The organism is Stutzerimonas stutzeri RCH2 (assembly GCF_000327065.1).
In the GTDB taxonomy this organism is placed as follows: domain Bacteria; phylum Pseudomonadota; class Gammaproteobacteria; order Pseudomonadales; family Pseudomonadaceae; genus Stutzerimonas; species Stutzerimonas stutzeri_AE.
On sequence record NC_019936.1, the window covers coordinates 4,189,345 to 4,214,299 of the forward strand.

31 protein-coding genes, 1 tRNA gene and 2 pseudogenes are annotated in these 24,955 nt (G+C 59.4%); 20 read left to right on the top strand and 14 right to left on the bottom strand.

What is annotated here, in order from left to right:
- Nucleotides 1-166: 166 nt before the first annotated feature.
- From PSEST_RS19535 to PSEST_RS19570, 8 genes are all read left to right on the top strand, one after another.
- Entirely contained in the window at nucleotides 167-712 is a 546-nt protein-coding gene (locus PSEST_RS19535) for a TRAP transporter small permease subunit (protein ID WP_015278663.1), read from the top strand.
- Nucleotides 705-2,081, top strand: a complete 1,377-nt coding sequence (locus PSEST_RS19540; protein WP_015278664.1) for a TRAP transporter large permease — start codon at nucleotides 705-707, stop codon at nucleotides 2,079-2,081. The genes PSEST_RS19535 and PSEST_RS19540 overlap by 8 nt, the downstream gene beginning before the upstream one ends.
- Nucleotides 2,082-2,172: 91 nt before the next feature.
- The gene (locus tag PSEST_RS19545) at nucleotides 2,173-3,375 is read left to right on the top strand and encodes a methyltransferase (protein ID WP_041757103.1); all 1,203 of its coding nucleotides are present in this window, start codon (nucleotides 2,173-2,175) and stop codon (nucleotides 3,373-3,375) included.
- Nucleotides 3,376-3,475: 100 nt separating this feature from the next.
- Nucleotides 3,476-3,551: transfer RNA gene (locus PSEST_RS19550), tRNA-Thr, on the top strand.
- Nucleotides 3,552-3,717: 166 nt separating this feature from the next.
- On the top strand, nucleotides 3,718-4,893 hold the full coding sequence (locus PSEST_RS19555) for a tyrosine-type recombinase/integrase (RefSeq protein ID WP_015278666.1): 1,176 nt from the start codon (nucleotides 3,718-3,720) through the stop codon (nucleotides 4,891-4,893).
- Nucleotides 4,886-5,635, top strand: a complete 750-nt coding sequence (locus tag PSEST_RS19560) for a hypothetical protein (RefSeq protein WP_015278667.1) — start codon at nucleotides 4,886-4,888, stop codon at nucleotides 5,633-5,635. The genes PSEST_RS19555 and PSEST_RS19560 overlap by 8 nt, the downstream gene beginning before the upstream one ends.
- A 92-nt stretch (nucleotides 5,636-5,727) precedes the next feature.
- On the top strand, nucleotides 5,728-5,943 hold the full coding sequence (locus tag PSEST_RS21930) for a helix-turn-helix transcriptional regulator (protein WP_041756806.1): 216 nt from the start codon (nucleotides 5,728-5,730) through the stop codon (nucleotides 5,941-5,943).
- Nucleotides 5,943-6,839, top strand: coding sequence for a hypothetical protein (locus tag PSEST_RS19570; protein ID WP_232422566.1), 897 nt, complete (start codon nucleotides 5,943-5,945; stop codon nucleotides 6,837-6,839). Before PSEST_RS21930 ends, PSEST_RS19570 begins: the two co-directional genes overlap by 1 nt.
- A gap of 252 nt (nucleotides 6,840-7,091) precedes the next feature.
- Here PSEST_RS19570 and PSEST_RS19575 read toward each other — a convergent pair whose 3' ends face one another.
- Nucleotides 7,092-7,310, bottom strand: a complete 219-nt coding sequence (locus PSEST_RS19575; protein WP_015278669.1) for a hypothetical protein — start codon at nucleotides 7,308-7,310, stop codon at nucleotides 7,092-7,094.
- A gap of 402 nt (nucleotides 7,311-7,712) precedes the next feature.
- Between PSEST_RS19575 and PSEST_RS19580 the strand changes: the two genes are divergently transcribed.
- From PSEST_RS19580 to PSEST_RS19605, 6 genes are all read left to right on the top strand, one after another.
- Nucleotides 7,713-8,081 carry a hypothetical protein gene (locus PSEST_RS19580; RefSeq protein WP_015278671.1) on the top strand — a complete coding sequence of 123 codons (369 nt, stop codon included), beginning with the start codon at nucleotides 7,713-7,715 and terminating at the stop codon, nucleotides 8,079-8,081.
- A 43-nt stretch (nucleotides 8,082-8,124) separates the two neighbouring features.
- Nucleotides 8,125-9,612, top strand: a complete 1,488-nt coding sequence (locus PSEST_RS19585) for a hypothetical protein (RefSeq protein ID WP_015278672.1) — start codon at nucleotides 8,125-8,127, stop codon at nucleotides 9,610-9,612.
- Between the two features lie 90 nt (nucleotides 9,613-9,702).
- Entirely contained in the window at nucleotides 9,703-10,230 is a 528-nt protein-coding gene (locus PSEST_RS19590) for a hypothetical protein (RefSeq protein ID WP_157372411.1), read from the top strand.
- Nucleotides 10,231-11,014: 784 nt separating this feature from the next.
- Nucleotides 11,015-11,959: a chromate resistance protein ChrB domain-containing protein gene (locus PSEST_RS19595; RefSeq protein WP_015275859.1), complete on the top strand. Its 945-nt coding sequence runs from the start codon at nucleotides 11,015-11,017 to the stop codon at nucleotides 11,957-11,959.
- Nucleotides 11,952-13,313, top strand: coding sequence for a chromate efflux transporter (gene chrA, locus PSEST_RS19600; protein WP_015275858.1), 1,362 nt, complete (start codon nucleotides 11,952-11,954; stop codon nucleotides 13,311-13,313). The genes PSEST_RS19595 and chrA overlap by 8 nt, the downstream gene beginning before the upstream one ends.
- Before the next feature lie 9 nt (nucleotides 13,314-13,322).
- Entirely contained in the window at nucleotides 13,323-13,646 is a 324-nt protein-coding gene (locus tag PSEST_RS19605; RefSeq protein ID WP_015275857.1) for a rhodanese-like domain-containing protein, read from the top strand.
- Nucleotides 13,647-13,693: 47 nt separating this feature from the next.
- On the opposite strand, the gene PSEST_RS22185 is transcribed toward PSEST_RS19605, so the two are convergent.
- From PSEST_RS22185 to PSEST_RS19625, 5 genes are all read right to left on the bottom strand, one after another.
- Nucleotides 13,694-13,828 (bottom strand): YHYH domain-containing protein, encoded by a 135-nt coding sequence (locus tag PSEST_RS22185; protein WP_015275856.1) that lies wholly within the window; start codon nucleotides 13,826-13,828, stop codon nucleotides 13,694-13,696.
- A gap of 99 nt (nucleotides 13,829-13,927) precedes the next feature.
- Nucleotides 13,928-14,629, bottom strand: a complete 702-nt coding sequence (locus PSEST_RS19610) for a TraX family protein (RefSeq protein ID WP_015275855.1) — start codon at nucleotides 14,627-14,629, stop codon at nucleotides 13,928-13,930.
- Nucleotides 14,629-15,069 (bottom strand): YqaA family protein, encoded by a 441-nt coding sequence (locus PSEST_RS19615; RefSeq protein WP_015275854.1) that lies wholly within the window; start codon nucleotides 15,067-15,069, stop codon nucleotides 14,629-14,631. Before PSEST_RS19615 ends, PSEST_RS19610 begins: the two co-directional genes overlap by 1 nt.
- Nucleotides 15,070-16,191: a nickel/cobalt efflux protein RcnA gene (locus PSEST_RS19620; protein WP_015275853.1), complete on the bottom strand. Its 1,122-nt coding sequence runs from the start codon at nucleotides 16,189-16,191 to the stop codon at nucleotides 15,070-15,072. It lies immediately after the preceding gene.
- 8 nt (nucleotides 16,192-16,199) lie between these two features.
- Nucleotides 16,200-16,493 carry a metal-sensing transcriptional repressor gene (locus PSEST_RS19625; RefSeq protein WP_015275852.1) on the bottom strand — a complete coding sequence of 98 codons (294 nt, stop codon included), beginning with the start codon at nucleotides 16,491-16,493 and terminating at the stop codon, nucleotides 16,200-16,202.
- Between the two features lie 106 nt (nucleotides 16,494-16,599).
- On the opposite strand from PSEST_RS19625, the gene PSEST_RS21935 reads away from it, so the two are divergent.
- From PSEST_RS21935 to PSEST_RS19635, 3 genes are read left to right on the top strand one after another with little or no spacing between them, the layout of a single operon-like run.
- Nucleotides 16,600-16,977, top strand: coding sequence for a hypothetical protein (locus tag PSEST_RS21935; protein WP_080602188.1), 378 nt, complete (start codon nucleotides 16,600-16,602; stop codon nucleotides 16,975-16,977).
- Nucleotides 16,978-16,986: 9 nt separating this feature from the next.
- Nucleotides 16,987-17,724, top strand: coding sequence for a HupE/UreJ family protein (locus PSEST_RS19630; RefSeq protein WP_015275851.1), 738 nt, complete (start codon nucleotides 16,987-16,989; stop codon nucleotides 17,722-17,724).
- A 12-nt stretch (nucleotides 17,725-17,736) separates the two neighbouring features.
- Entirely contained in the window at nucleotides 17,737-18,417 is a 681-nt protein-coding gene (locus PSEST_RS19635) for a hypothetical protein (protein WP_015275850.1), read from the top strand.
- 68 nt (nucleotides 18,418-18,485) lie between these two features.
- Here PSEST_RS19635 and PSEST_RS19640 read toward each other — a convergent pair whose 3' ends face one another.
- Nucleotides 18,486-18,725 carry a hypothetical protein gene (locus PSEST_RS19640; protein WP_041756808.1) on the bottom strand — a complete coding sequence of 80 codons (240 nt, stop codon included), beginning with the start codon at nucleotides 18,723-18,725 and terminating at the stop codon, nucleotides 18,486-18,488.
- Nucleotides 18,726-18,830: 105 nt separating this feature from the next.
- Between PSEST_RS19640 and istA the strand changes: the two are divergent.
- The 3 genes and pseudogenes from istA to PSEST_RS22430 form a co-directional block, all read left to right on the top strand.
- A pseudogene (gene istA / locus PSEST_RS19645) lies at nucleotides 18,831-20,102 on the top strand (IS21 family transposase); the annotation flags it as partial.
- A 22-nt stretch (nucleotides 20,103-20,124) separates the two neighbouring features.
- Nucleotides 20,125-20,853, top strand: a pseudogene (gene istB / locus PSEST_RS22425) (IS21-like element helper ATPase IstB).
- On the top strand, nucleotides 20,850-21,020 hold the full coding sequence (locus tag PSEST_RS22430) for a hypothetical protein (RefSeq protein ID WP_232422567.1): 171 nt from the start codon (nucleotides 20,850-20,852) through the stop codon (nucleotides 21,018-21,020). Before istB ends, PSEST_RS22430 begins: the two are co-directional and overlap by 4 nt.
- Nucleotides 21,021-21,056: 36 nt before the next feature.
- Here the strand turns inward: PSEST_RS22430 and PSEST_RS19655 are convergent, their stop codons facing one another.
- From PSEST_RS19655 to PSEST_RS19685, 7 genes are all read right to left on the bottom strand, one after another.
- The gene (locus PSEST_RS19655; RefSeq protein ID WP_015278674.1) at nucleotides 21,057-21,674 is read right to left on the bottom strand and encodes an HAD family hydrolase; all 618 of its coding nucleotides are present in this window, start codon (nucleotides 21,672-21,674) and stop codon (nucleotides 21,057-21,059) included.
- Between the two features lie 22 nt (nucleotides 21,675-21,696).
- Nucleotides 21,697-22,164: an HAD domain-containing protein gene (locus PSEST_RS19660; protein ID WP_015278675.1), complete on the bottom strand. Its 468-nt coding sequence runs from the start codon at nucleotides 22,162-22,164 to the stop codon at nucleotides 21,697-21,699.
- A 595-nt stretch (nucleotides 22,165-22,759) separates the two neighbouring features.
- Nucleotides 22,760-23,140: an antitoxin Xre/MbcA/ParS toxin-binding domain-containing protein gene (locus tag PSEST_RS19665; protein WP_232422568.1), complete on the bottom strand. Its 381-nt coding sequence runs from the start codon at nucleotides 23,138-23,140 to the stop codon at nucleotides 22,760-22,762.
- A 92-nt stretch (nucleotides 23,141-23,232) separates the two neighbouring features.
- On the bottom strand, nucleotides 23,233-23,616 hold the full coding sequence (locus PSEST_RS19670) for a hypothetical protein (RefSeq protein ID WP_041015364.1): 384 nt from the start codon (nucleotides 23,614-23,616) through the stop codon (nucleotides 23,233-23,235).
- Nucleotides 23,617-23,693: 77 nt separating this feature from the next.
- Complete coding sequence (locus PSEST_RS19675) at nucleotides 23,694-23,945, bottom strand: hypothetical protein (protein ID WP_015278678.1); 252 nt, start codon at nucleotides 23,943-23,945, stop codon at nucleotides 23,694-23,696.
- Nucleotides 23,938-24,207, bottom strand: coding sequence for a hypothetical protein (locus PSEST_RS19680; RefSeq protein ID WP_015278679.1), 270 nt, complete (start codon nucleotides 24,205-24,207; stop codon nucleotides 23,938-23,940). Before PSEST_RS19680 ends, PSEST_RS19675 begins: the two co-directional genes overlap by 8 nt.
- Nucleotides 24,208-24,221: 14 nt before the next feature.
- Nucleotides 24,222-24,761, bottom strand: coding sequence for a recombinase family protein (locus PSEST_RS19685; protein WP_015278680.1), 540 nt, complete (start codon nucleotides 24,759-24,761; stop codon nucleotides 24,222-24,224).
- Nucleotides 24,762-24,955 lie beyond the last annotated feature (194 nt).

The following is a 24,955-nucleotide window of genomic DNA, read 5'->3' on the forward strand; positions in this document are numbered from 1 at the left end:
CCTGCGCCGGATACGCAGACGGCACTCCGGGCTCGACTAACATTAGAGCCTCCGGCGTCTCAAGCCTAGCGTATAAGCTAAAAGTCGTAGGCCGATTGCTGCCAAGCGCCAGTGCTGCAAGAATCGCCGCTCCCGCCAACCTTGCGTCTACTAAGAAGGACTACAAATGTCCCACAGCCCCTCGCCTCTGCTGCGCGTGGCTGGCCTCATCGATGCGTGCAACATGCGCCTCGGCCAGTTATGTGCCTGGATCACCCTGTTTCTTGTCATCGGCACCACCATCGTGGTGGTGCTGCGCTACGGTTTCGGCATTGGCGCAATCGCCCTGCAGGAAGCGGTAATGTACGGCCATGCGCTGGTGTTCATGGGCGCTGCTGCATGGACCCTGCAGCGCAACGGCCACGTCCGCGTCGACATTTTCTACCAGAAGTTCAGCGGCCGCCGGCAGGCGACTGTCGACGGCCTGGGCCATCTGCTGTTCCTGCTGCCGGTATGCCTGTTCCTCGGCTGGAACAGCTGGGATTACGTCAGTAATTCCTGGTCGACGCTCGAGGGCTCGAACGAATCCGGCGGGCTTAAGTTCGTCTACCTGCAGAAGAGCATCATCCTGCTGCTGGTCGGCAGCCTCGCGCTCCAGGCGGTTTCCGATCTGATCAAGGCGGGCTATCGCATCGCCGGTCGCCTGCCGGAAGCGGAGGTGAAGCATGGGTGAGTTCATGGCCATCCTGCTGTTCATCAGCATCTGCTTCGCCCTGATGTCGGGCTACCCGGTCGCCTTTACCCTCGGCGGCATGGCGTTGCTGTTCGCCGGCGTCGGCGTGGTCACCGGCTCGTTTGATGTCGGTTACCTGCACGCGCTGCCCAATCGCATCTTCGGCATCATGAACAACCAGACGATGCTGGCGGTGCCGCTGTTCGTCTTCATGGGCGTGATGCTGGAGAAATCACGCGTTGCCGAAGACCTGCTGGAATCGATGTCGCGACTGTTCGGCACCATGCGTGGCGGCCTGGCCATCTCGGTCTGCGTGGTCGGTGCGCTGCTCGCGGCCAGTACCGGTATCGTCGGTGCCACCGTAGTCACCATGGGTTTGCTGGCGCTGCCGACCATGCTGCGTCGCGGCTACGACCCGGCTATCGCCACCGGCACTCTCGCAGCTACCGGCACGCTCGGACAGATCATCCCGCCTTCGATCATCCTGGTTCTGCTCGGCGACGTGATGTCCAGCGCCTTCCAGCAGGCGCAGCTGAAGATGGGCATCTTTTCGCCCAAGACCGTCTCGGTCGGGGACCTGTTCGTCGGCGCGCTGATTCCCGGTCTGTTGCTGGTCGGCATGTACATCCTCTACCTGATCGCCGTGGCGATCTTTCAGCCGAAGAAGCTGCCCGCATTGCCGCAGGAAGAGCTTGGGCCGATCGAGTGGGGCAAGCTGATCGGCTCGCTGCTGCCACCGCTGGCGCTGATCACTGCCGTACTCGGCTCGATCCTCGCTGGCTACGCCACGCCCACCGAGGCCGCCGCGATCGGTGCGCTGGGCGCTACGCTGCTGTCGATCGCCAAGGGACAGCTGAACTTCACCCAACTCAAGCAAGTGGCGTTCGGCACCACCGAGATCACCTCGATGGTGTTCCTGATCCTCATTGGCGCATCGCTGTTCTCGCTGGTGTTCCGCGGCTTTGGCGGTGAAGTGCTCATCGAAGACGCTCTGCATTCGCTGCCGGGGGGCGTGCTAGGCGCGTTCCTGGTGGTGATGCTGGTCATCTTCCTGCTGGGCTTCATCCTCGATTTCATCGAGATCATCTTCGTGGTAGTGCCTATCGTCGGCCCGATCCTGCTGGCCATGGGTCTCGACCCGGTCTGGCTCGGCGTGATGTTCGCTATCAACCTGCAGACGTCGTTCCTCACCCCGCCGTTCGGCTTCTCGCTGTTCTACCTGCGCGGCGTTACACCCCGCAGCGTACCCACCAGCGTGATGTACAAAGGCGTGCTGCCCTTCATCGCGATTCAGATCGGCATGCTGGTAGTGGCTTACATGTGGCCGGGCATCGTCACCTGGCTGCCGGAGCAGGTGTACGGCAAGTAACTGAGCCCGCAACGCCCGTTTCGACGGGCGTTGTGCTTCCTGCGCCATCATCCCGCTACAATCGGCACCCGCCTGCATGCCCGGCCCGCCGATGCCAGCTTCCCCAACTCTGCACGAGCGCTTCCTTGCGCTGGACCGTTTCCTCACCGAGCACCAGTCGCTATGGCGGCCGCGCCCGTTCGTCTGCCGGACACTGCCCTGGGAAGCCGACTTCCCCGAACTCGCCGCCTGGCTCCGCGCTCGCTCGCTGGCCGATGCCGAAGCTGCGCATAACCAGCCAGCTGCGCTCACCGCCCCCGAACCTTTCCCGCAACTGGCCGCCATCGCCAGGCAGCTGAGCCAGATTGACGAGTTGCCCGCCAACCATTGCCACCCCACCGACCATCGGCAGAGCGTCGATGTACCGGGGCGCAAGTCGCTGCAAATTCAGGCATTCGGCGCGCGTTTGCAGTTTAGCGAAAAGCCCCGTCACTGGTTGGATTGGTGCGCCGGCAAAGGCCACCTCGGACGCCATCTGGCCCGCGACGGAGCCGCCCTGACTTGTCTGGAATGGGACGAAACCCTGGTCGAAGCGGGCACGCGACTCAGCCATCGGCTGGGCATTGCGGCGATTCACCATTGCCAGGACGTTTTGGCTGCCAGCGCTACCGATCAGCTGCAAGCCGTCCATACGCCAGTCGCGCTACATGCCTGTGGCGATCTGCATATCCGACTACTGCAACTGGCCATCACCAAACAATGCCGTCAGCTCGCCGTGGCGCCCTGCTGCTACAACCGCATCGCCGATGAGCGCTATGCCCCGCTTTCGCAGGCGGCCAAGGCTTCGTCACTAGCGCTTAGCCGCGACGATCTCGGCTTGCCGCTGAGCGAAACCGTCACCGCCGGCGCCCGTGAACGGCGCAATCGCGATCAGTCCATGGCCTGGCGGCTGGCTTTCGACATTCTGCAGCGGCGCCTGCGCCAGCAGGACGATTACCTGCCGACACCCTCGCTGCCCAGCGCCTGGTTGAAAAAGGACTTCGCTGACTATTGCCGCGACCTGGCCGCGCTCAAGCAACTGCCTGAGCCGGGCAGCGAGGATTGGACAACGCTAGAACGCACCGGCTGGCAGCGCCTGGCCGAGGTCCGCAACCTGGAACTGGTACGCGGCCTGTTCCGCCGGCCGCTGGAGCTCTGGCTGCTGCTCGATCGCGCATTGCTACTGGATGAGAAGGGCTACCGGGTTCGCCTGGGCACGTTCTGCACAAGCGAACTGACCCCGCGGAACCTGCTGCTGCTCGCCGAGCGCGATTGAGCCACGAAGAATGTGAAGCGGCCTGAATAAGGGCCTGCAAGTCACCGTAATCAAACGGTTTACTCGCCGCGCGCAATGGATATAATGGCGACCCTCAATTGCCGGTATAGCTCAGCTGGTAGAGCAACTGACTTGTAATCAGTAGGTCCCGGGTTCGACTCCTGGTGCCGGCACCATCTAAACGTTTCATGCAGTGCCAAGCAGTGTCATGAAACCCCCACAAAGCCCGCCTCGTGCGGGCTTTGTGTTTCATGCAGTGCCATCCAGCTTCATCCAAGCGCTTGCATTCTGAGTACCCGTGTAAGTACCTTTAGGCTGTTCAACTAACCTTGGGTACTCAGCATGCCTCTGACGGCCTTGCAGGTGAAGAGCGCCGCACCACGCAAAAGTGACTACGGCCTTGCTGATGGAGGCGGTTTATTCCTCTGGATTCGCGCAGCAGGCGGCAAGTCTTGGCGCTTCCGATTCCGCCTGGATGGCAAGCAGTCTCATATTTCCCTTGGCACCATCGACAAGGTAACGCTCGCGCAGGCTCGACAGCTGGCATCGGATGCACGCCAGCTTGTGGCGCAGGGCCGGCACCCCGGGCTTGAGCGCAAGGTAATGCGAGCTCAGGCGGCAATGTCTCGCGCCAATACCTTCAAAAGCCTTGCGCTGGAGTGGCATCAGCATAAGGCTCCACGCTGGTCGGTCGGGTACGCCGGCGACGTAGTGGAAGCCTTCGAGCTGGATGTTTTCCCTCAAGTGGGAAGCCTGCCGCTAACTGACATCAAGCCAATGCAGTGGCTGCAGGTATTCCGCCGCATTGAATCACGAGGCGCTCTGGAGAAGCTGCGCAAGGTTCGACAGCGCTGCCAGGAGGTGTACCGTTTCGCAATTGCTACCGGTCGCGCCGAGTACAACCCTATTGCCGACATTGGCGGAGCACTGCAGACGCCTACCTCACGGCATTACCCTTTCTTGCCCATTGCTGAAATCCCGGCACTGATACGCAGCATTCAGGCATGTCCGGGACATGACGTCGTGAAGATCGCCACTCGCCTTCTGATTCTGACCGGAGTGCGTACAGCTGAATTGCGTGGAGTCCCCTGGTCGGAGTTTGACCTCGACAAAGCGCTCTGGCTGATTCCGGCTGCGCGCATGAAGATGCGCCGCGCCCACCTTGTTCCACTCTCCCAGCAGGCTGTGGCTGTACTGCGCGAACTGGAACGCATTACTGGTGGCTACACGCTCGCATTCCCCGGCCGTAACGACCCGGCAAAGCCCATGAGCGAAGCCGCCATCAACCAACTGCTGAAGCGCTCCGGTTACGACGGACGCGCCACTGGCCATGGATTCCGCCACACGATGTCCACCACCCTGCACGAACAGGGGTACCCCAGCGAGTGGGTCGAAACCCAGTTGGCGCATGTGGACAAGAACAGCATTCGCGGCACCTACAACCATGCCCAGTATTTGGAGGGGCGGCGAGAGATGCTTCAGTGGTATGCCAACCATGTGGATGAACTACATGACTAACCCTCAAACCGCCCCCGTTAAACGCCGCATACTTGTCACACGTTTTGACCCGCTTCGACTGTGCGATTTCATTGGCGGCTACAGACAGGAGCTGGGCTGCAGCCATGAGGAGGCAGCATTTGCATCTGCAGACATCTTTCGGAAAATCGAGGCTAGATCTTCGCAATTGAGCGCCGACACATGCTGGGCTGCAGAGGTGCTCGACCAAACCGCTCGACGCAACATCCGTGGCGTTCAAACCGCTAGGCTCATCATGTACTTTGAGCGTCAGGCTCTTAGCAAAAGCAAGCGTGAGCCGTTCATCTTGATCGAAGACGATCTGGGCGGGGAGCTCCTTGCCTCTGATGCAGCAGTCTACTTTTCACCATCGGCGTTGACCGGGCTAATCGAGAAGTATTGGAGCAGGGATCGGATACCCCGCTTCATTCACTCGGATATATCAGGCAGTAAGCAAGGTGATAGCGCCCAGCCAGCAGCAAGAGAGCACCTGAAAGCCCGAGAGCTGCTCACTGTACAGCGACTCACCGGAGCTCTCATGGCGATGCTTACTACATGCGCCAACAAGGAGAATGCGCGTCGCACGATCTTGAGCTCGACGCTTTGCACAAAAGGAGCCCAGAAGCAGGGTCCTTTCTCAGCTGCTCAAGGCCTTACATACATTGCTGATCGACTGGGTATTAGCGACTTCCCCGACACCGATACGGTAGCGAAATATCTTCCACCGAAACAGGACGAGGCATAAAACCTCGCATCTGTTTTCCCGAATTCGGTTTTTATTGCCAGCGCGTGCCATTCAATCCAGAGCCATCGAAACAGGACTCATGGAGACCTCGAATGGCACTGGTATCACCCGTAACTCCTGCACTTCTGCGTTTGCCCGGTGTTTGCACCCAGGTTGGCTTGAGCAAGTCGCAGATCTACCGACTCATCCGTAGTGGCGAGTTCCCGCCCCCGGTACGGCTTGGTCCGAATTCGGTCGCTTGGCCTGCCGAACATGTCCATGCCTGGATCGCAGACAAGATTCTCGCGTCAGTTGGGCAAATGTCTTGATGAATCGTAGTGAGGAACGCATTTGGGAGATTCGGCGCGGGCCTGGAAGCACTGCCAAATCGACGCCGGCAGCACCACCCGCCCGCAAGGAGAACTCGCGTGGCGGAAAGGGTAAAGCTACTTCCCGCCACATGTTCTTACCCGGTTTTGCCATCGGGGCCTTTCCAAACCACCTCAATCGGTCGAGCCTGATTGCTCCGATCGCTCGCAATGAGCGCAAACAGCACTCGAAGACCAAGATGGTGACACGCCGAGATTGCGTCTTGGAGTACAGCGGTGAGCAGCTGGACGAAGCCGACGGGGACCTGATCATGGCGCTGATCGCGTTCGCGCAACCGTTTCCGCTAGGAGACCCAGTTCAGCTCAACCGCAAACAGCTGCTCAGGAAGATCAAGCGCGGAACCATCGGCAGCTCGCAATACGAGTGGCTTTATCGAAGCATGAAACGTTTGCGCGAGGCGACGCTGTTCCTCGAAGCGTTTAAGCCAGATGGATCTACCCGCTACACAGTGGGGAGGATGGAGTCATTCAACATCCTGAAAAACCTCAGCTATGACAACGAGACCTTCCGCTACACGCTCGACCCACATTGGATTTTGATGTTCGGAAATCGGGAGTACAGCCTGATTGACTGGGGAAAGCGCTTGCAGATCCGACGCGGGCGGGACATGGCCAAAACTCTGCAGCGGCTGATCGCCACATCGTCAGATCGAGTGCAGCGTTACGCACTGGAGGGGCTGAAGGCCCAGATGACATATGGAGGGCGTATGCGTGATTTCCATCACAGCCTTTGTCGAGCCGTCAGCGAGCTGGAGCGCCTGGAAATCATCACCAGAGCCAGCATTCAGGAAAGCAGTAGGGGCAAGCCGCAGCTGGTTCTTTGGCTTACTCCGTAATGTTGTGCCGCGGTGGCATAGCGTCGCGCTGTTGATGGCATAGCGTCGCTCTTTGGTGGCATAGCACCGCGCCGCAGTGGCATAGCATTGCAGCAACAACATGCAACCAATTGATTTTGTTATAAAAAATAAAGACAGACATGCTTCTACCTTATATCTACCGTATTTCTACGCGCAGAGCCTGTGAATAACCCACTGAGCCTTCAGTTCCATGCTTACCCAACGCGCAACGATAGGTTTACAAGCATGCGGCTATTCGCGCCGCACCTTATCCAGCAGGGCCACGACCTGCTCTTCCGTCATTTCTGCCAGGGCCGCAACACCGGCACGGACAACGTCTGAGCGAGAGGCCCGAAATCCGCGCGGAATCAGGCTAAGGCGATCAATCTCCTCACTGATTTGGTCTGTCAGCGAGAAGGTGACGCGCTTAAAAACTGCCGCGCTCTGTGCTGGGGTATTCGGCTTGAGCATCGTTTGCCCTAGTTTGGTTTGTTATTTAAGAGTTGTAACTTACGTAATAGAGGCGCGCTTTTCAACCCGTGAAGGCTTTGCGCGATTTATCGAACTGCGGGCGGGCTTCAGACCAGAAGGACCTCAGGTTGATAACCAGAATTACGTAAGTTGCTTAATTTAAGCTACCGTACTATGATCTCCTCATAGCAGGCCTCGTCGTGTCTAGCGAGCTGCCGATCCTAGATGAGGGTGAGTCAATCACTTTCCGTCGGTGTAGCTACAGAGGTCAGGCCTCCCTGCTCATCGAGATCGTGAGTAATGGCCGTGTGGCAGATGCGATTGTCTTTCCGGGGTTGGTCTCCGGCCGCTTGCCGATAGAGCTGGTCCAGCTGTAGGCACGTTGGCCAGTTGGAGTAGGCGGTGGCCCTAAATTCGCAGTTTCATGACCTCTACCTGTCCATGCCGATGGAAGCGAGCTTGCTGCCCGAACTTCGGGGCTTGCCGTTTTGGGGGCGGACAGTTCACGAGATTCTTCAAGAGGTAAACCCGCTCCTCATGCGCCGGCTGGCGGAAGGCCAGAGGCTGCAGGCCTACATCAAGCGGAAGCAGGGCTATCTCCAGAGGGAGGCTACTCGGCTTGAACGGGAGTGGCGACGGCTGCACCCGTTGAGTATTGATGCTGGGTACCTGTCGCGTGCCAGTTGGCAACGGCACTGCAAGCTGGCGGTGCGAGAGGTGCTGATTGATGAGCTCGCCAAGAGCCTGATGGGCAGCACAGCAGATCTGTAGGAATCGAGCGTTCAAATCCAGTGATGGCAAAGGAGTTGCGGCTATGTCAGCAGTCAGATCTTTCCTCGGGGCCGTTTGGTCGTATGGCGTTTCTCTGCCCCTGTACGTGATGTGGAGCGTTGCCCTCAGTTCCGTAAGGGCCGCTCTCGATTTCTTCTATCCGCGTGGCTACAGGCCGTGCAATGAACTGGCAGATGCGTTCGTTGAGGAATGCGCCAATCGCCCTGCCGGGCAGTCCGTCCGCCTGCCTTGGGTGGATAGCTCGGCAACCCATTCGCTGGTGATGAACAACACTGGCCGCCTGCTTTCCTATGTGGCCATCGCCAGCGGCTGGTTCGGGGTGACGGTGAAGAACTCCGGCACCAAGTACCGGCCTAAGCGCAGCTATCGCTACTACTACCGCCGCAGTCTGACCGGCAACTGGCTTGCCGAGATCTGGTCGGTACCAAAGTCCGGCTTCATTGCTGCAGCGCTGGCCATCCCGTTCGTGGATATGGCTCGGGACGTGATGAAGGGGCGCACCTACGCTAACGGTGAGTTTGTGGCTCTGCCAGGGCATGAAGGACTGATGCTGCTAATGGCAGGTCTGCTGCTAGTGGCCTGCTTCCTTCCCCGTGCCATCCTGGGGCGCCGCACTCATTTCGTGGCGATAGCACCGATCAATGGCGGCGCTTTCGGTGGCTATGGCTGTGCCCAGGTCATCAACTGGGCTGCAGCAATGGCAGGTCTTTCCTACCTGTGGCTGGCGATGGGCGCCGAGTGGAATGTGGGTGCGGTGGTGAGCTTCATCACCAGCGGCTTCTCGGCCCTCGTGGGCGAGCTGATGGGGAGCATGGTAGATCCGGGGCCGCAGGTTCTGTTGATGATTCCCGTCGTAGTTGCGGTAGGAATTCTGTTCGGCATGGCTTGGACGGTGATCCCAGCAGCGGCTTTCTGGTACGTCTCCCTGCGTTTCATCGCCGCGCGCAAAGCCAAGGCACAGCTCGAAGCGCTGCCGTTCAATTCGACTCAGACTGCCATGTACCTGGGCAGTGATTTCGAGAAGGTCGCCGAGCTGCGCGCCCCACAGGTTTTCCTTGGATTCGTAGTCTATGTCGGTGTGCTGCTGGGGATCGTTCTGTACCCAATCGCCACCGGCATCGCTGGGCAGGCCTGGGCTAAGCAAGGTGAGATTGAGCCGGCCAGATGGGATGATCGCGCCTCGACGTACTTCAATCAGAACGTGCCGACCATGAATATCCGGCCCGGCCAGGAGTATCACCTGCAGGTGATGGAAGGAGACAGCAAGAACGGCCGAAGGGTCTGCGAAGTCCGGGCATTCATGAGTGGCCGGGAGATTGCCTTTCGCGAGACCAGAGGAAATGGCCCTTTTCATGACGGGTTCAATGCGTGTGACTACCGCGGCGTCCACATTCGCTACTCCAAGGCGGACGGGTACAAAGTCGCTATCAACTCAATGACAATGCTGGGGGTAGACGTTCTCGCTATGGCGAAGTCCTTGGGCGACACGTTCTTCACCATCTACCTGTAACTAACTCGCCGCCTGGAAAGGAATCCGATTATGCGCCTTATCCTCATCGCCTCCCTCGCCCTTCTCAGCGCCTGCTCCAGCATGAGCGACATGCAGCAGTCTCTCTCCGACCTCACCACCTCCAGCCTGGTCGGCACCTGGGCCGGTGAGTTCCACTGCATGAACCGCAACGACCAGCAGCAGGCTCTCCTGTCCTTCAAGCAGAGCGACCTCCCACTGATCGCCCAAGGTCAGATTTACTCCAAAGCTACCAACGGCAACACCGTCGAGTACCTGGCAGCCCAGATCGAAGGCGAAATGTCCCTGACGGGCACCGCCAACATCACCGAGAAGGCCTGGATCGTGAAGCCTTCCAGCCGCTGGAGCCTCACCCCGTGGCACGGCAACCGCACCTCGCCCACCACTATCCGCATGAAAACCTGCGGCACCGAACTGGTACTCACCAGGGTCAGCGACGAATTCATCACCGAGCTGCGCCCAAATCCGTGTTCCAGCAGTACGGACATCTGCTTCAGGCCAAGAGCGCTGGCAAGTAATCCGGCAATCCATGCCAGACCGTGGCATTACGTGGCACGTAATGCCACGAAATCGGCGCAAGCGAAACCGGGCAGCGCTTGATACTTGCCATTTCATGCCACGGAATGGCAGCAAACTGGCGCTATGGCGCCGATCCACTAGCCGACGCCTATACCCATACGAATACTCGTCCCAACCGTGAGCTCCTCCGAGCTGCCGAGCACTGCATTTCAAACCTCACGGACATGGCTTAACAGGTTGCACGCTTAAAAATCAGTGCGAGACTATTACGGGTAGGCAAATTAGGGTGATACACCGCGATTTGATGCGGATTTCGGAGCATCGTGACCGGCCATTTCGGTTGATCGCTCATTTCGGTAGCAGCGTGACCTATTTCCCGCGCTCTCCGAAACAGGCGGTACGGCTTACCTGCGGATTCCGCGGCCATTCGGCCACCGACTCAACGCTGATCCGGCCACCCGTTCCACATGCATCCGGCCACTGATTCCACGGCCATCCGGCCACCCTTGAGTATTCGCATTGGTTCCGACACTAATTCGCATGCCTAACCAACACTGATTCGCACGCAAAACCGACACAACGCGTTTTTCAAAATCGACAGCCTTTCGCACACATCGACACCTATTCGCATCCTCCGACAGCCATTCGCACGCCCCGACACCTATTCGCATCCCTCCGGCAGCCATTCGCACGCCACCGACACCTATTCGCATCCCTCCGACAGTCATTCGCACCACACCGACAGTTCGCTTTGCCGGTGCCCGGAGATAAGCAGTCACTGACGCTGCAGAGCCCATATCGCAGTTCCAAATAGAGCAGCCGCAGAGTAATGTAGAGATCGAACATATTTGGTGAGATCGTTACATTGATTAATTGGCTATGTCTCGTGATGGCACTGCCTACGGCAAATGCCGCCGAGCGAATGCGGGCTTGGCGGACGCTGAAGAGTGCAGGAGCTGCCGTTCTTCGCGACGGCGTGTACCTATTGCCGGATGGCTCGGCTAGTCGTGAGGTACTGGAGTCCGTCGAGCGTGACGTGCTGGATAGTGGTGGCTCGGCGTCGCTCCTGCCGGTCACTGATCCCCAGGGTGAGCGCTTCATACCTCTCTTTGACCGTGGCGACGACTACACCAGGTTGCGCTCGGAGGTTGAGCCCCAACTGGCCCAGCTGACGCCCGAGAACGCACTGGCGACTGCTCGCCAGGCCCGCAAGCTGCGCAAGTCGTTCGCGCAGATCCAAGCCATCGACTTCTTTCCGGGCGCAGCTCTGCAACAGGCAGACGCGCTGCTGCGTGACCTCGAAGTGGCCATCAACCGCGCGCTTTCCAAGGATGAGCCCACCAGCCACGAGCAAATCATCGAGCAACTCGACCCGCGGGACTACCAAGGGCGAACCTGGGCGACTCGCCAGCGCCCCTGGGTGGACCGCCTGGCCAGCGCCTGGCTGATCCGCCGCTTCATCGATCCAGGTGCCAGCATCCTCTGGCTTCCCTCTCTTGATGCGTGCCCTGCGGAAGCACTTGGGTTCGATTTCGATGGTGCCCAGTTCAGCCATGTCGGCAACAAGGTCACCTTCGAAACCCTGCAGGCCAGCTTCGGGCTGGAGGCTCCAGGGCTTCAGCGCGTAGGGGCTCTAGTTCACTACCTGGACGTGGGGGGCGCGCAACCCACAGAAGCAACGGGTGTAGAGCGCGTACTGGCCGGACTGCGAGCCAGCATCGAAAACGACGATCAGTTATTGGCTGCGGCCTGCGCCATCTTCGATGGGCTGCTGGCTGCATTCGGCAAGGAAGGACAGAGTGATGAGTGAGACAGCCATGCAAGCGACAGAGCAAGACCAGGACAGGGTAGAAAAAATTGGCCTACTCGAGGCATTTCTGTTCTGGCTGAAACTCGGTTTCATCAGCTTCGGTGGCCCAGCCGGGCAGATCTCGATCATGCACCAGGAGCTGGTGGAGCGGCGGCGCTGGATCTCGGAGCGCCGTTTCCTGCATGCGTTGAACTACTGCATGCTCCTGCCAGGCCCGGAGGCTCAGCAACTGGCCACCTATATCGGCTGGCTCATGCATCGCACTTGGGGTGGGGTGATCGCCGGCGTACTGTTTGTGCTGCCCTCACTGTTCATCCTGATCGCCCTGTCCTGGGTCTACATCGCTTTCGGCGAAGTGCCGGTGGTGGCGGGATTGTTTTACGGCATCAAACCCGCCGTCACCGCCATCGTTGTTCAGGCTGCCCACCGTATCGGTTCACGCGCGCTGAAAAACAACTGGTTGTGGGCGATCGCTGCTGCCTCCTTCGTGGCGATCTTCGCCCTCAATATCCCGTTCCCGCTGATCGTTCTAGGGGCGGCCATGATTGGCTACCTGGGCGGACGCTATGCCCCGGACAAGTTCAGCGTCGGTGGTGGGCATGGGGCATCCAAACAGTCCTATGGGCCGGCATTGATCGACGATGACACGCCACCGCCGGCGCATGCGCGCTTCCGCTGGTCGCGCTTGGCTCTGTTGGTCGCCGTAGGAGCTGTGCTGTGGGCCTTGCCGATGGGGCTACTGACCGCCCTATATGGTTGGGAGGGCACCCTGACTCAAATGGGCTGGTTCTTCACCAAGGCTGCTCTACTCACCTTCGGCGGCGCCTATGCGGTATTGCCGTATGTCTATCAGGGCGCGGTAGGCCATTACGGCTGGCTGACCCCCACCCAGATGATCGATGGCCTGGCGCTGGGCGAGACCACCCCAGGGCCGCTGATCATGGTGGTGGCCTTCGTGGGCTTCGTTGGTGCCTATGTGCATCAGGTCTTCGGGCCAGAACAGGCATTCCTTGCCGGCGCTGTAGCAGCCAGCCTCGTCACCTGGTTTACCTTCCTGCCCTCGTTCCTGTTCATCCTCGCCGGCGGGCCGCTGGTGGAATCCACCCACAACGAACTGAAGTTCACCGCGCCGCTGACCGGCATTACTGCTGCGGTGGTTGGCGTCATCCTCAACCTGGCGCTGTTCTTCGGCTATCACGTGCTGTGGCCTGAGGGTTTTGCTGGCAGCTTCGATTGGCTCTCGGCGTTGATCGCTGTCGGTGCCGCAGTCGCACTTTTCCGCTTCAAGCGTGGAGTCATCCAGGTGTTGGTGGGATGTGCTCTTGTGGGTTTGGCTATCCACCTGTTGCGTTAGGGAGAGGTTATGGAGCGCATATCGATTCGCGAGCTCGCTGAGTGGCAGGCTTCAGGTCGCTGCTTTGAGTTACTCGATGTGCGCCGAGCTATCGCACGCAACGCTGACGGAGCACAGATCGCTGAGGCGAAATGGTATGACCCCGAACAGCTTTTCTCTTGGAAGGATCAAGTGCCACGGGATCGCCCCGTGATTCTTTACTGCGCTCATGGGCATGAGATCAGCCAGGGGTGTGCCGCTACTCTCTGGGCAATGGGACTGGATGCGCGGTATCTCGTCGACGGCTTTGCAGGTTGGCGTGAAGCCAAGCAGCCGGTGTGCGATTTGGTCTAGCCATCTGGTTCTGGCCGCCTCACGAGAGGCGGCCAGCACTGCCTAAATCAATGGCAGTGGTACTCGCCCGTGGAGTGGTTGGTATGGCAGCCCTTCGAGTCGGTGCCTCCGCTATGGGCAACTGCGACAGCAGAGGACAGGGCAATCACGGTGGCGATCAGGGCGGCAGAAAGCTTCTTCATGTTCAAACTCCGTTTCGATTGGCTCTTATATGTGATCTAGGTCACACTCCGGATTATGGCAAAAGGCCTGCATTGAGCAAGGGGATTTTGATCGACCGGTCAGAGAGCCGCACGAAACAACGCCAGCACCGCTAGATGGCCGGGGTAGAAGTAGTAACCCCAGCGCCCCACTGGCCATATGTGTTGGGTGATTTTCTGGCGCAATAGCCACAGGCCAACCAGCGGAGCCGCAAAGGTCGTGGCCATGGCCCACCAGGTGCCAAAGGGACCAGCTCCGATCCAACCGTCACGGCTATTGGCCAACACGCTGATGACTGCGGGTATGAGCCAGGTGACCCCGGGGCGCTGCACTGCCAACACCATGGTGGCCGGCAGCAGGACTCCAAACGCGCCGTACATCAGCCGATCATGAAGCACTGTCGCAACGGTCAACGTGAATAGCCCCAGCATCAAGCCTGCACGATCGCTGTGATGGACACTCCAAGCAACTATGAGCCCCAACATCAGTGTCGGCATGACATTCAGCGTATTGCTCATCTCGGACAACGCCCGATACGGCAGCTCGGATATGAGGCTAAAAGCCAGTAGCCAGCTCAGATAACGAAAGTTGTTATCGCTGTACAGATCTCCTGGGCGTGAACGTGACACGTTGGCGGCAATACCCACGCAGAACAGTGGGAAGGCGAAGCGTCCAACCACGAACAGCCAGGCTGTCTCTTCAGGCCAGAGATAGCGCAGGTGGTCTATGACCATCGTCAGCATGGCGAGCCATTTGACGAGATCCAGGCTGGTCGAGCGCATTACCCCATGATCCCGAGGGTCACCACGGTGAGCACCAAGTATCGAGCAGCCTTGGCCAGCAGCACGATCAATAAGAAGCTCCAAAAGGGTTCGCGCATGACGCCGGCAATCAGGGTCAGCGGGTCGCCAATGATCGGCACCCAGCTCAGCAGCAGTGACCAACGACCGTAGCGGTGGTAGGCCCGCTGCGCGCGGGCCAGCTTGTCGTCACTGACTGGAAACCAGCGCTTGTGCCGGTAACGCTCAATGTAGAGACCGAGCAGCCAGTTGAGCGCGGAACCCAGAACGTTTCCTGCTGTAGCCACCACCAACAGCATGACCACCGAGTAGTTGCCACTTATCAGCAGGCCGGTGAGCACTGCCTCGGACTGTGCAGGGATCAAAGTCGCGGCACTGAAGGCCGCGAGGAATAGGCCCAGGTAGCCTGATAGCTCCCACATTTAGGCGGTCAGACCGATCCAGCCATGAACGCCGACATAGATACCGACACCAATGATGAGCACGCTCGAGAGGTAGGGCGCGCGACGCGCGACTGCCCCCAGCCATGGCCAACGATTAGAGGCCTGGCGAGCGCCTACTGCGGCAGCTGCGCCGACGGACACCAGCGTCAGCGCCAGACCGACACTAAAGCACAGCACCAGAACAGCCCCGAGTGCGACTTCCTTCACCTGCAGGCACAGCAACAACACCGTGATTGCGGCGGGACAAGGGATCAGTCCCCCGGTCAGGCCGAATAGGATGATCTGCCCAGTGGTGACGTTGCGGTTATTGAAGCGGTTGCGGATGTCGTTGGCGTGGGCTCGCTCATGAGCATCCTGATACCCCTCCACCGACAGCTCCAGGCCCTGCAGATCGGAATGGTCGTGGCCGTGGTCGTGCTCATGGAAATCGAGGTCGTAATCGTGCGAATGGCCCACGTGACCAAGGCTCAGGCGCGCGGTGAACTGATGGGGTTCGGGGATCTCTGACTCCGACTCCAGGTATTCGCCGCACTGCACAAAGCGGAATAGCTGAGCTGTTCCGTCTGGGCGTGTCGTCGACAGGCTCACGTCCTCTGCCGGCCAGGAATGGCCACTCAGGGTGCGCAAGCGCCAGCGCGGGGGAACACCTTCTTCAAAGATCGAAAGCTCGATGCGCCCGTGTCCGGTATCGATTCGGCGGGTCTCATCGTGATGGTGATCATGCGCGTGATCACCTTCTTCGAAACGCCACATCTGCTCCCCACGCCAGGTGCGCCAGAGCATCCACAACGCGATGGTGATGATGATCGCGGCAGAAGCGAGCTGGAAGTACGGCTCTGTCGTTTCGGCATTCAGGTTCTGGCCCAGATACATGCCACCCATGGCCACCAGCCAGACCACTGCTGTGTGCGAGATTGTCGCTGCCAAACCCAGCAGGATTGCCTGCTTTACGGTGCCCCGGATGGCGACGATGAAGGCCGCCATCATGGTCTTCGAGTGGCCCGGCTCCAGGCCATGCAATGCCCCCAGGAGGATAGCGCTGGGGAAGTACAGCCAAGCGTGGGACGCACCCTGCTGCAGTAATTCGGCAAAGCTCGACATAGGGAGACCTACAGGTACTTCGTGATCTGCTTGAAGTCTTCAAGGGAGGTGCGCTCGCCAGTGGCGAGAGCGTCCATCGTGTGCTCCAGACAGTGATCGATGTGATCTTGAATCAGGGTGCGCTTGGCCTGGCACACGGCCTTCTCAACGGCATGCAGCTGCTGCGCGATATCAACGCACTCACGACCATCCTCGATCATGGTGATGATGCTGCGCAGATGACCCTCAGCGCGTTTCAGGCGCTTCACGACATCGCTGTGGCTCTGGTGCCGATGGCCATGGCTGTGCTCGTGATCGCTCATGCCTTGAGTCCTATGTCTCGATGATTTACGCTCGCATCCTATCCCCCTGGGGGGGATACGGTCAAACGACCCTATTCGCTCATCGCGAGATGCAAGACATAGAAAAATGGCTAGTCGTAGCGCCTCGAAGAAACCCGTTATCGCATTGATACTGGCCTTGCTATTGGCCTGGGTAGGGCATTCGCTGGCCGCCATCAAGACTCCGCTGATACCGGGTGATTACTCTGGCGCTGTGCCCCATGGTCATTCCCATGATGTGGACGCGCCGGCGTTCCCGAGCCACAAACATGCGGCTGACCATAGCCATGAGATCCCTTATCTCGGGTCGGCGCTGACACTGCTGTCACGCCCCGAGCGGGAAACCCCTCCCAACTCGTTGCGGGCAACTGTCCCTGAAGTGCCGATCTACCTGATCGAACGGCCACCACGCTCTAGGTTGTGTTCTGAAACCGGCCGCCTTGCGGCCCAGACCACTACAACCTAGGAAATCGTTATGAATTCGCTTCCCCTGAGCGGGGCAACGGCGCTGATCGCACGCCTGCGTCGACCGCTTTTTCTGCCCCTGCTTGCCATCGCTCTACTGATGGCAGTCATGCCTGAGGCGCTGGCCCACGGTGTGCCCGAAGGAGACAAGGGCTTCATCCAGGAAAGTACCGGCGTGATGTTGATGCCCTTCATCTATATGGGCGCCAAACACATGATCACCGGCTACGACCACCTGCTGTTCCTGTTCGGTGTGATCTTCTTCCTCTACCGCCTGAAGGACGTAGGGCTGTACGTCACGCTGTTCGCGCTTGGTCACTCCATCACCCTGCTCTTTGGGGTGCTGAGCAACATCAGCATCAGCTCTTATGTGATCGACGCCATCATCGGCTTTTCGGTCGTCTACAAGGCCCTGGATAACCTCGGCGCCTTCCAGCGCTGGTTTGGCTATCAACCCGACACCCGCGCAGCAACGCTGATCTTCGGCCTGCTTCATGGCTTCGGTCTGGCTACCAAGATCCAGGAGTTCGAGATCTCTTCTGACGGCCTGATCGCCAACCTGATTGCCTTCAACGTAGGTGTCGAGATCGGCCAGCTACTGGCTCTCGGCGGCATTCTAATTCTGATGGGCTACTGGCGACGTACCGCCAGCTTCTGGCGCCACGCCTATACCGCCAACGTCGCCATGATGAGCGCCGGCTTCTTGCTCATGGGCTACCAGATCACCGGCCTGATCGTCTCTCAGTAAGGAATTCTTTCTATGTTCAATACCAAGCTTCCGACCCTTAACGAACTCCCCTCGACAGCACAGCTACTGCGCTCCACGATCATCGCGGCAATCATTGCCTGCGTGCTTCTGGTTACTGTGGTAATGCCTTCGGAATATGCGATCGACCCCACTGGCGTGGGCCGAGCACTTGGACTCACCCAGATGGGTGAGGTGAAGATCCAGCTGGCTGACGAGGCCCGCGCCGATGAGGTCGCAGCTCAGACTCCAACTCCGCCGCCAGCTGAAGCTATCGCCGTAGCACCTACCGCCCCGGCAACTTCCCCATCAGCTCCTGTCGAGGTCATTCCCGCTCCAGAGCAACCGACTGCGCCTGAGCAGGCAGCTGGTCTGCAGCATGAAATGAGCATCACCTTGAGCCCGAACCAGGGCGCCGAAGTGAAGCTGGAAATGAAGCAGGGAGCCAAGGTGAACTACCTCTGGACTGCCAATGGCGGCGTCGTTAACTACGACACCCACGGCGATCCTTACAACGCGCCGCGCGACTTCTACCACGGCTATGGGAAAGGACGTTCAACCGCGGAAGACTCGGGTGTTCTGGAGGCTGCATTCGATGGCAAGCACGGTTGGTTCTGGCGCAATCGAACTAGCAAACCGGTGACAGTTACCCTGCGCACTCAGGGCGATTACATCAGCATCAAGCGCGTAATCTGACTTCACCAGGCAGCCCTGAATGGGGCTGCCATCAATGCCTGCAGGCCATACGGCTAGAGCTCTGCGTGCTATTCCACAGAGTGCATTTGTTCAGCCATCTGACTGCACTGTCGTAAAAGAGCACCTAGCACGATTCGTAGCTTGCTCACGTCGTACTCATTGGCGGCGATAGCCTCTGCACTCGCTTTGTAGAACGCATCGGCATAGCTTTCCTTGAAGTCAAGTGAGCCTTGATAGACATCCAATTTCTCTTTGTAGTTCGTCCAAGTCACTTGCGGTGGATTGCGGTCTTTCAGTCGCAGATCCAAATAGCATTCGATCGCCGCAGCTCGACATTGAGATCAGCGTTGGATACCCCATCAGGGCCTCGTGCGGGAAAACTGCGCAGCTCCTCTAGGTCAGGAAGGACCATCGCTGAGCTACGCCGGCCGGGCGTGACCTTGGCGCTGCTCTGGCAGGAATACAAGGCGGCTCAGCCACACGGCTTCCAGTACAGCTGGTTCTGCGACCACTACCGGGCCTGGCAGGGCAAGCTGGATGTGGTGATGCGCCAGGAGCACCGTGTCGGCGAGAAGCTGTTCGTCGATACGCCGGCCAGACGGTGCCGGTGATCGACCGCCACAGCGGCGAGATCCGCCAGGCGCAGGTATTTGTCGCGGTGCTCGGCGCCTCCAGCTACACCTTCGCCGAAGCCACCTGGTCGCAGCAGTTGCCGGACTGGCTGGGCTCCCACGCCCGCTGCTTCGCCTTCCTCGGCGGGGTGCCGGAGATCGTGGTGCCAGACAACCTGCGCAGCGCGGTGAGCAAGGCGCATCGCTACGAGCCGGACATCAACCCCAGCTACCGCGACCTGGCCGAGCACTACGCTGTGGCGGTGGTGCCAACACGCGCGCGCAAGCCGCGCGACAAGGCCAAGGCCGAAGTCGGCGTGCAGGTGGTCGAACGCTGGATCCTCGCCGCCCTGCGCCATCGCCAGTTCTTCTCCCTGAAAGAACTCAACACGGCCATCGTGGCGCTGCTGGAGCGACTCAACCGCCGACCGTTTCGCAAGCTACCAGGCTCCCGGCAGTCGGCCTTCGACATCCTGGATCGACCCGCCCTGCGACCGCTGCCGGAACAGCCCTACGTCTACACCGAGTGGAAGAAGGCGCGGGCGCACATCCATTACCACGTCGAGGTGAATGGCAGCTTCTACAGCGTGCCCTCGGCCCTGGCCCAGCAGAGCGTCGAAGTGCGGCTGACGGCGCGCACCCTGGAAGTGCTGCATGGCAACCGGCGGGTGGCCAGCCATGTGCTGCTGGGTCGCCGTGGCGCCTACAGCACGCAGCGCGAGCACATGCCCGCCGCGCACCAAGCGCACCGCGAATAGACACCACAACGGTTGCTCGACTGGGGTGCGCGCATCGGCCCCTAGACGCGCCAACTGATCGACCACCAGCTGACCCACAATTCCCACCCGGAGATGGGCTATCGCGCCTGTCTCGGCCTGCTCTCGCTGGCCCGCCGCTATGGCAATGCACGATTGGAGGACGCGGCCGAACGGGCCGTCCAGCTGCGTGCCTTCACCGGGCGCAGCGTGCGCAACTTGCTCCAGCAAGGCCTGGATCGGCAGCCACTGCCCAAGCGTGCCGCCGAGACAACGCTCCCCGAGCACCACGAAAACCCGTGGCGCCGACTACTACCACCCCCCGCAACAGGAGCTGTTCGATGATGCCCCAATACACCCTGAATCAACTGCACCAGCTACGCCTGGACGGCATGCCCCGCGCCTGGAAGAGCAATGGACGATGCCGGCCAGCCACAGCCTGAGCTTCGATGAACGCCTTGGCCTACTGCTCGACCGCGAGCTGGCCTGGCGTGATAACCAGCGCCTGGTGCGGCTGCGCAAGAAGGCCAAGCTCAAGTACGCCAGCGCTTGCCTGGAAGATCTCGACCGCCGTTCCGGCCGCGCCCTGGACGAGCGCCTGATCGCCACCCTGGCCTGCGGCGACTAGATCCGCCAGCAACTCAACCTGCTGTTGACCGGCCCGACCGGTGCTGGCAAAACCTGGCTGGCCTGCGCGCTGGGCAACTAGGCCTGCCGCCTGGGCTACAGCACCTTGTACTTGCGCACGCCACGCCTGCTGGAGCAACTGCGCATCGCCCATGGCGACGGCAGCTTCGGTCGCACCCTGCAACAGCTGGCCAAGGTCGATGTGCTGGTTTTGGACTGGGCCTTGCTGGAAGAAGGCGCCCGGCATGACCTGCTGGAAGTGATCGACGACCTTGCCGGCAGCCGCTCAACCATCCTGACCAGCCAACTGCCCATCGAGCACTGGCATGGCTGGATCAACGATCCCGACCCTGGCCGACGCCACCCTCGACCGCCTGGTGCACAGCGCCTACCGACTGACGATGAAGGGCGAATCACTGCGCCGGAAAAAAGCCGCATCGTGACCGATGCGATTACAACCCAGAACCCGCGCAACCGGAGCAAAAGCACCGGTCACATATTAGCGGAACGCTCGGTCACGTTCTCCGAAATCCGCAGACCTGAAATGGGCGAAGGCTTTCATGTAGCGCAGCACCTGCGTCCAGATGAGCTTGAGCAGGCTGCAGTATGACTTCCGTCTTCGACTCTCAGTAACCCTTCGCTTTCTTCAGCCTCGCAAAACATCTTGGGCGAAACTGAGAAGATCCGCGTAGTCACCGGCATCATCCACTCTGTCGAGAAGATGGCCCTTGATGCCAGCGCTGCTAGGCCCATCTTTGTCACAGGGTTGCGAGTCTCCGATCATTTGCGTTAGGGCCGGCCGTGCTCCAAGGAGCTCGCAAGTCGTACGGTAGATTTCAGTGGTTGGCTTGATCACTCCGAGCTCACAGCTGAATGCATAGGTATCTAGGTTCGGGTAGTGCCTCAAGATGGCTTCTCGGTAAGGGAAGGCCAGGTTCGAACAAACGCCTACCCGAATCCCCTGTTGCTTCAGTAGTGCAACCGCTTCTAGCCCATCCTCAAATGGCTCTATTTCTGCCACCTCATCAGCCAATAGCTGCTCTAGGTCGGCCAGCTCGTTACGTGTGACTCTGATGCCCAACCGAGTAGCGGCCTGGGAGAAAGTCAGCGGCTCCTGCATGAGTACATGTGCGTCATTTGGGCGCGGTCTGCGACCATTCCTCTGACCGAGCTTCAGCAGACTGCGATATGGGTGCCGGCCACCTTGGATTTTTAGCAAAGTGCCGAACGCATCGAAAATGACAGCTCGACTTGCAAGGATCATTCGGTGGCTCCAAATTTGCGGATCAGCTCATCCATGGCGTTGGAATCAGCAAGCCCGCGGTGAGGAGCTGTGAGAACCAGCCGCTCGCGGTCTGCATTCGCCAGCCCCTAGCGTCGTCATCGATAGCTAACCAGCTTACAGGTTCAGTGCGGCGCGCCAGGTACGCCGCGATCTGCTGATACCGGGTCTGGTTGTCCCAGGCTATGTAGTCGGTCGAACTTCTGGACATGGCTGAGTGCCACGTCGCACCGATGACCCGCTGATGCAGCTGGGCCGGCAGAGCCTTGCGAGCCCTATGAAAGCCAAGGTTCCGCACCCAACTGGTCGATAGCACGATACTCACGTCCGGGTGCCCTGCCAGAGCCTCGACCAGCAGCGACGCCCACATGAACAGCCCACCCTCGGCGCGCAGTGCGACTCCACGTCGTGTCCGGTATACGGCGTCGGGGTGTAGTACGCCGTCGAAATCGAGGAACAGTAGTCGCCTCATGATGGGTTAATGCAGCGTGCATCCATCCTGGCTGGTCCATGGGGCATTCAAACGGCATTCCATGCCATTTAATGCCTTTAAATGGCATGGAATGCCACTGAATGGAGCAATCACGATAGCTGCGCTCGGTTAATACGTGGCATTCCATGGCATAGCGTGGCAATACGTGGCATAAGTTGGCATAACTTGGCATTCAGTGCCTGGAATGCCATGGTTAAGCCGCTTTGGCGCTTCGAAGCCTTGGTCTGGCGAATCTGGACTGAAATTCCCGTATAGGCCCGTACTAGCGAGTCTCGATAGTGGCGTATTTGCCGTATTTTTCTGGCAGAAATACCTCTGTATCACAGGTTGCACGCTTTACGTGTATCACACGCTGCACGCCCACCCTGTATCACACGCTGCACGCCTAAAAATCAGTGCGAGACTATTACGGGTAGACGAATAGGGTGATACACCGCGACCTAAAAATGGCTGCTTGGCGTGCCGATAAGATCAAGTTTACGTGTCGAGCCCGACTCCAGAGTTTGCGATGCCGACAGCGAGGCGAAATCCGAACATCGTTGGTGTGCCCGCTCACGGTTCGGCAGCCCGATGACTAAAGAACGAAGCCCTCTGCCAGCTGAGTCATCAGCTCCTCGACGAGCCGGGCTCCTGCCGTAGATGTCAGCATTTGCAGTGGTGAGCTGCCGTGGAGGCGATCCTTCGGCTTCGAGAGCCAGCGTCTCGCTTTTTCATGAGAACCAAACAGAAGCTCGGCCACCACGAGGGTATGCACGACCCGAAAGAGCCGGTCGCTCTCATCCACAGACAGTCGATCACCAGGTGAGACGCCTGGAATAGTCATCATGTCAGCCAGGTGCTCCTTCGGCGCAGGGCCTGGCGTGATCTGCTCGCACGCATGGGCATCGATGTCCCCGTGCCTGAGCAGCTTTGCCAACTGAGCCACAGGGATGCCTTTCATGATGTGCGTATGCATGTCTGCATCAGTTGCGTTCTCGGGCAGGCCTAGCAGCCTCGCCCTGCGACGGCGGTAATCATCCGCTTGGTTCCCTACAAGCATGGAGCACCTCAGATGGCAGAAATCACGCGTCCTACGTAAGCCAGCTCGTTGAGCTGGATATCAAGAGGCTCGTGCAAGTCGTGCAGTAGCGGGTGCATCAGCTGTTGAGATTCACCCGCCTGCTCGACCCTTCCGATATAGGCTGTGCCAGCCTTGTGGCTGAGGTAGCAATGAATCTGATCCCGGTGCTCGTAGAAGTCGTCTACGTTCATCGCGTACACATCTGTGCTGATCAAGAAGAGCATCGCCGTGTGGTGCATGCGATAGCCAGAATTCAGCCAAAATCCACGCTTGCGCACTACCTTGCCAGGTGGAACCTCCAGATATTCCGCGTTGCCCGGGACGGCCCCGTGATCCAGGTAGGGGGCAATCTGTGTCGCCAGGGTCAGCACAGGGCATCCGCTATAGGTGCGCTCTCGGTTTCGCATGAGTCCCTCGCTATATGAGCCTTGGTTGAGTTGCTACACGGTTACCGCTGGCTGTCAGGGGCGTGCTCCAGGTATTCAGGCATGATCAGCAGGTGAGTAAGCAGCTTGTGGTGTGGGTAGCGACCCTGAAACCTGCCGGCCAATGCCTCGAAAGCTTCGCGTGCGGCTGGGGTTCCGGCGATTCGGGGGATCAGATAGCTAGCTATGGCCACGTGCACCTCAATCTCCGCCCTGGACATCCCATCAAACAGCAGCACCGCTGCATCCTCTGTAGTACTCGGGTTCTTATCCATGGGCTGTCTCGCGGTCACGGGGTTCGAGAGATTTCGCTTTCATCCAGGCAATCACCCCGCCGATGACGATGCTGGCCATTGCGGCCAGAGCAAACGGCATCACTCTGGTGCTCAGCACAAGAGCGAGTGCGCCGGCAGTGCCGCCACCAGCGACAGCTCCAAGCACAGGAGTTCTGCGAGACGCGGCGATGAGGCAACAAATGCAGTCAACCAAGAGCAGCAGCGCGCCGAGGTAGAGCACTTCGAGTTCGGTTTCGATCACGATTTGCTGGCCTGTTAGCGATACTTGTAGAGGGTGCTTCGGCTGATCTTCAGCGCCTTGCATATCTCGTCGGGCGTACGATTCTGATCACCTGCCAGAGCTTGTATCGCAGCTATCGTTTCTGGCGGCACCCCAGGCCGCCCTCCTTGCCGCCCCCTGGCACGCGCCGCTTCGAGACCGGCAAATGTGCGTTCTCGAATCAGGTTTCTTTCGAACTCCGCCATCGCAGCGAACACATGAAAAACCAGGCGGCCGGCAGCACTGGTGGTGTCAATCTGTTCCTTCAGGCTTTCCAGGCCCACGCCACTGGCTTCGAGGTTGGCAGTGAGGCGCAGCAACTCGGACATTGAGCGGCCGAGGCGGTCAAGCCGCCAGACAACCAGAACATCGCCAGGCCTGGCAAATGCCAGCGCTTCATCAAGACCCGGGCGCGATGCTTTGGCACCACTCATCTTGTCGCTGAAGATCCGCTCGCAACCGGCAGCAGTCAGCGCGTCATGCTGAAGATCGAGCTGCTGATCATCCCGTGATACTCGCGCATACCCAATCTTCATTTGTCCGAATTCTCGTCAGCATGGAAGGTTTGCGCATTTTGATTTAAAGACGAATTTAAATCAATCGTGAGCGCTGATTATCGGGGCTGCGGGGAGGTAGCTGGCCGCGACCGCAAAACAACCGTTATGCGGATAGCACTGGATTTATATTGCTAGCCGCTGACTGGGATAGGCCCATGCAAAAAGGCCCGCAG

Excerpts from the sequence above, each read along its gene's own strand:
- PSEST_RS19535 (WP_015278663.1), top strand. The coding sequence starts at position 167 with ATGTCCCACAGCCCCTCGCCTCTGCTGCGCGTGGCTGGCCTCATCGAT.
- PSEST_RS19540 (WP_015278664.1), top strand. The coding sequence starts at position 705 with ATGGGTGAGTTCATGGCCATCCTGCTGTTCATCAGCATCTGCTTCGCC.
- PSEST_RS19545 (WP_041757103.1), top strand. The coding sequence starts at position 2,173 with ATGCCAGCTTCCCCAACTCTGCACGAGCGCTTCCTTGCGCTGGACCGT.
- PSEST_RS19555 (WP_015278666.1), top strand. The coding sequence starts at position 3,718 with ATGCCTCTGACGGCCTTGCAGGTGAAGAGCGCCGCACCACGCAAAAGT.
- PSEST_RS19560 (WP_015278667.1), top strand. The coding sequence starts at position 4,886 with ATGACTAACCCTCAAACCGCCCCCGTTAAACGCCGCATACTTGTCACA.
- PSEST_RS21930 (WP_041756806.1), top strand. The coding sequence starts at position 5,728 with ATGGCACTGGTATCACCCGTAACTCCTGCACTTCTGCGTTTGCCCGGT.
- PSEST_RS19570 (WP_232422566.1), top strand. The coding sequence starts at position 5,943 with ATGAATCGTAGTGAGGAACGCATTTGGGAGATTCGGCGCGGGCCTGGA.
- PSEST_RS19575 (WP_015278669.1), bottom strand. The coding sequence starts at position 7,310 with ATGCTCAAGCCGAATACCCCAGCACAGAGCGCGGCAGTTTTTAAGCGC.
- PSEST_RS19585 (WP_015278672.1), top strand. The coding sequence starts at position 8,125 with ATGTCAGCAGTCAGATCTTTCCTCGGGGCCGTTTGGTCGTATGGCGTT.
- PSEST_RS19590 (WP_157372411.1), top strand. The coding sequence starts at position 9,703 with ATGCAGCAGTCTCTCTCCGACCTCACCACCTCCAGCCTGGTCGGCACC.
- chrA (WP_015275858.1), top strand. The coding sequence starts at position 11,952 with ATGAGTGAGACAGCCATGCAAGCGACAGAGCAAGACCAGGACAGGGTA.
- PSEST_RS19605 (WP_015275857.1), top strand. The coding sequence starts at position 13,323 with ATGGAGCGCATATCGATTCGCGAGCTCGCTGAGTGGCAGGCTTCAGGT.
- PSEST_RS22185 (WP_015275856.1), bottom strand. The coding sequence starts at position 13,828 with ATGAAGAAGCTTTCTGCCGCCCTGATCGCCACCGTGATTGCCCTGTCC.
- PSEST_RS19610 (WP_015275855.1), bottom strand. The coding sequence starts at position 14,629 with ATGCGCTCGACCAGCCTGGATCTCGTCAAATGGCTCGCCATGCTGACG.
- PSEST_RS19615 (WP_015275854.1), bottom strand. The coding sequence starts at position 15,069 with ATGTGGGAGCTATCAGGCTACCTGGGCCTATTCCTCGCGGCCTTCAGT.
- PSEST_RS19620 (WP_015275853.1), bottom strand. The coding sequence starts at position 16,191 with ATGTCGAGCTTTGCCGAATTACTGCAGCAGGGTGCGTCCCACGCTTGG.
- PSEST_RS19625 (WP_015275852.1), bottom strand. The coding sequence starts at position 16,493 with ATGAGCGATCACGAGCACAGCCATGGCCATCGGCACCAGAGCCACAGC.
- PSEST_RS21935 (WP_080602188.1), top strand. The coding sequence starts at position 16,600 with ATGGCTAGTCGTAGCGCCTCGAAGAAACCCGTTATCGCATTGATACTG.
- PSEST_RS19630 (WP_015275851.1), top strand. The coding sequence starts at position 16,987 with ATGAATTCGCTTCCCCTGAGCGGGGCAACGGCGCTGATCGCACGCCTG.
- PSEST_RS19635 (WP_015275850.1), top strand. The coding sequence starts at position 17,737 with ATGTTCAATACCAAGCTTCCGACCCTTAACGAACTCCCCTCGACAGCA.
- PSEST_RS19655 (WP_015278674.1), bottom strand. The coding sequence starts at position 21,674 with ATGATCCTTGCAAGTCGAGCTGTCATTTTCGATGCGTTCGGCACTTTG.
- PSEST_RS19660 (WP_015278675.1), bottom strand. The coding sequence starts at position 22,164 with ATGAGGCGACTACTGTTCCTCGATTTCGACGGCGTACTACACCCCGAC.
- PSEST_RS19665 (WP_232422568.1), bottom strand. The coding sequence starts at position 23,140 with ATGCATACGCACATCATGAAAGGCATCCCTGTGGCTCAGTTGGCAAAG.
- PSEST_RS19675 (WP_015278678.1), bottom strand. The coding sequence starts at position 23,945 with ATGGATAAGAACCCGAGTACTACAGAGGATGCAGCGGTGCTGCTGTTT.
- PSEST_RS19685 (WP_015278680.1), bottom strand. The coding sequence starts at position 24,761 with ATGAAGATTGGGTATGCGCGAGTATCACGGGATGATCAGCAGCTCGAT.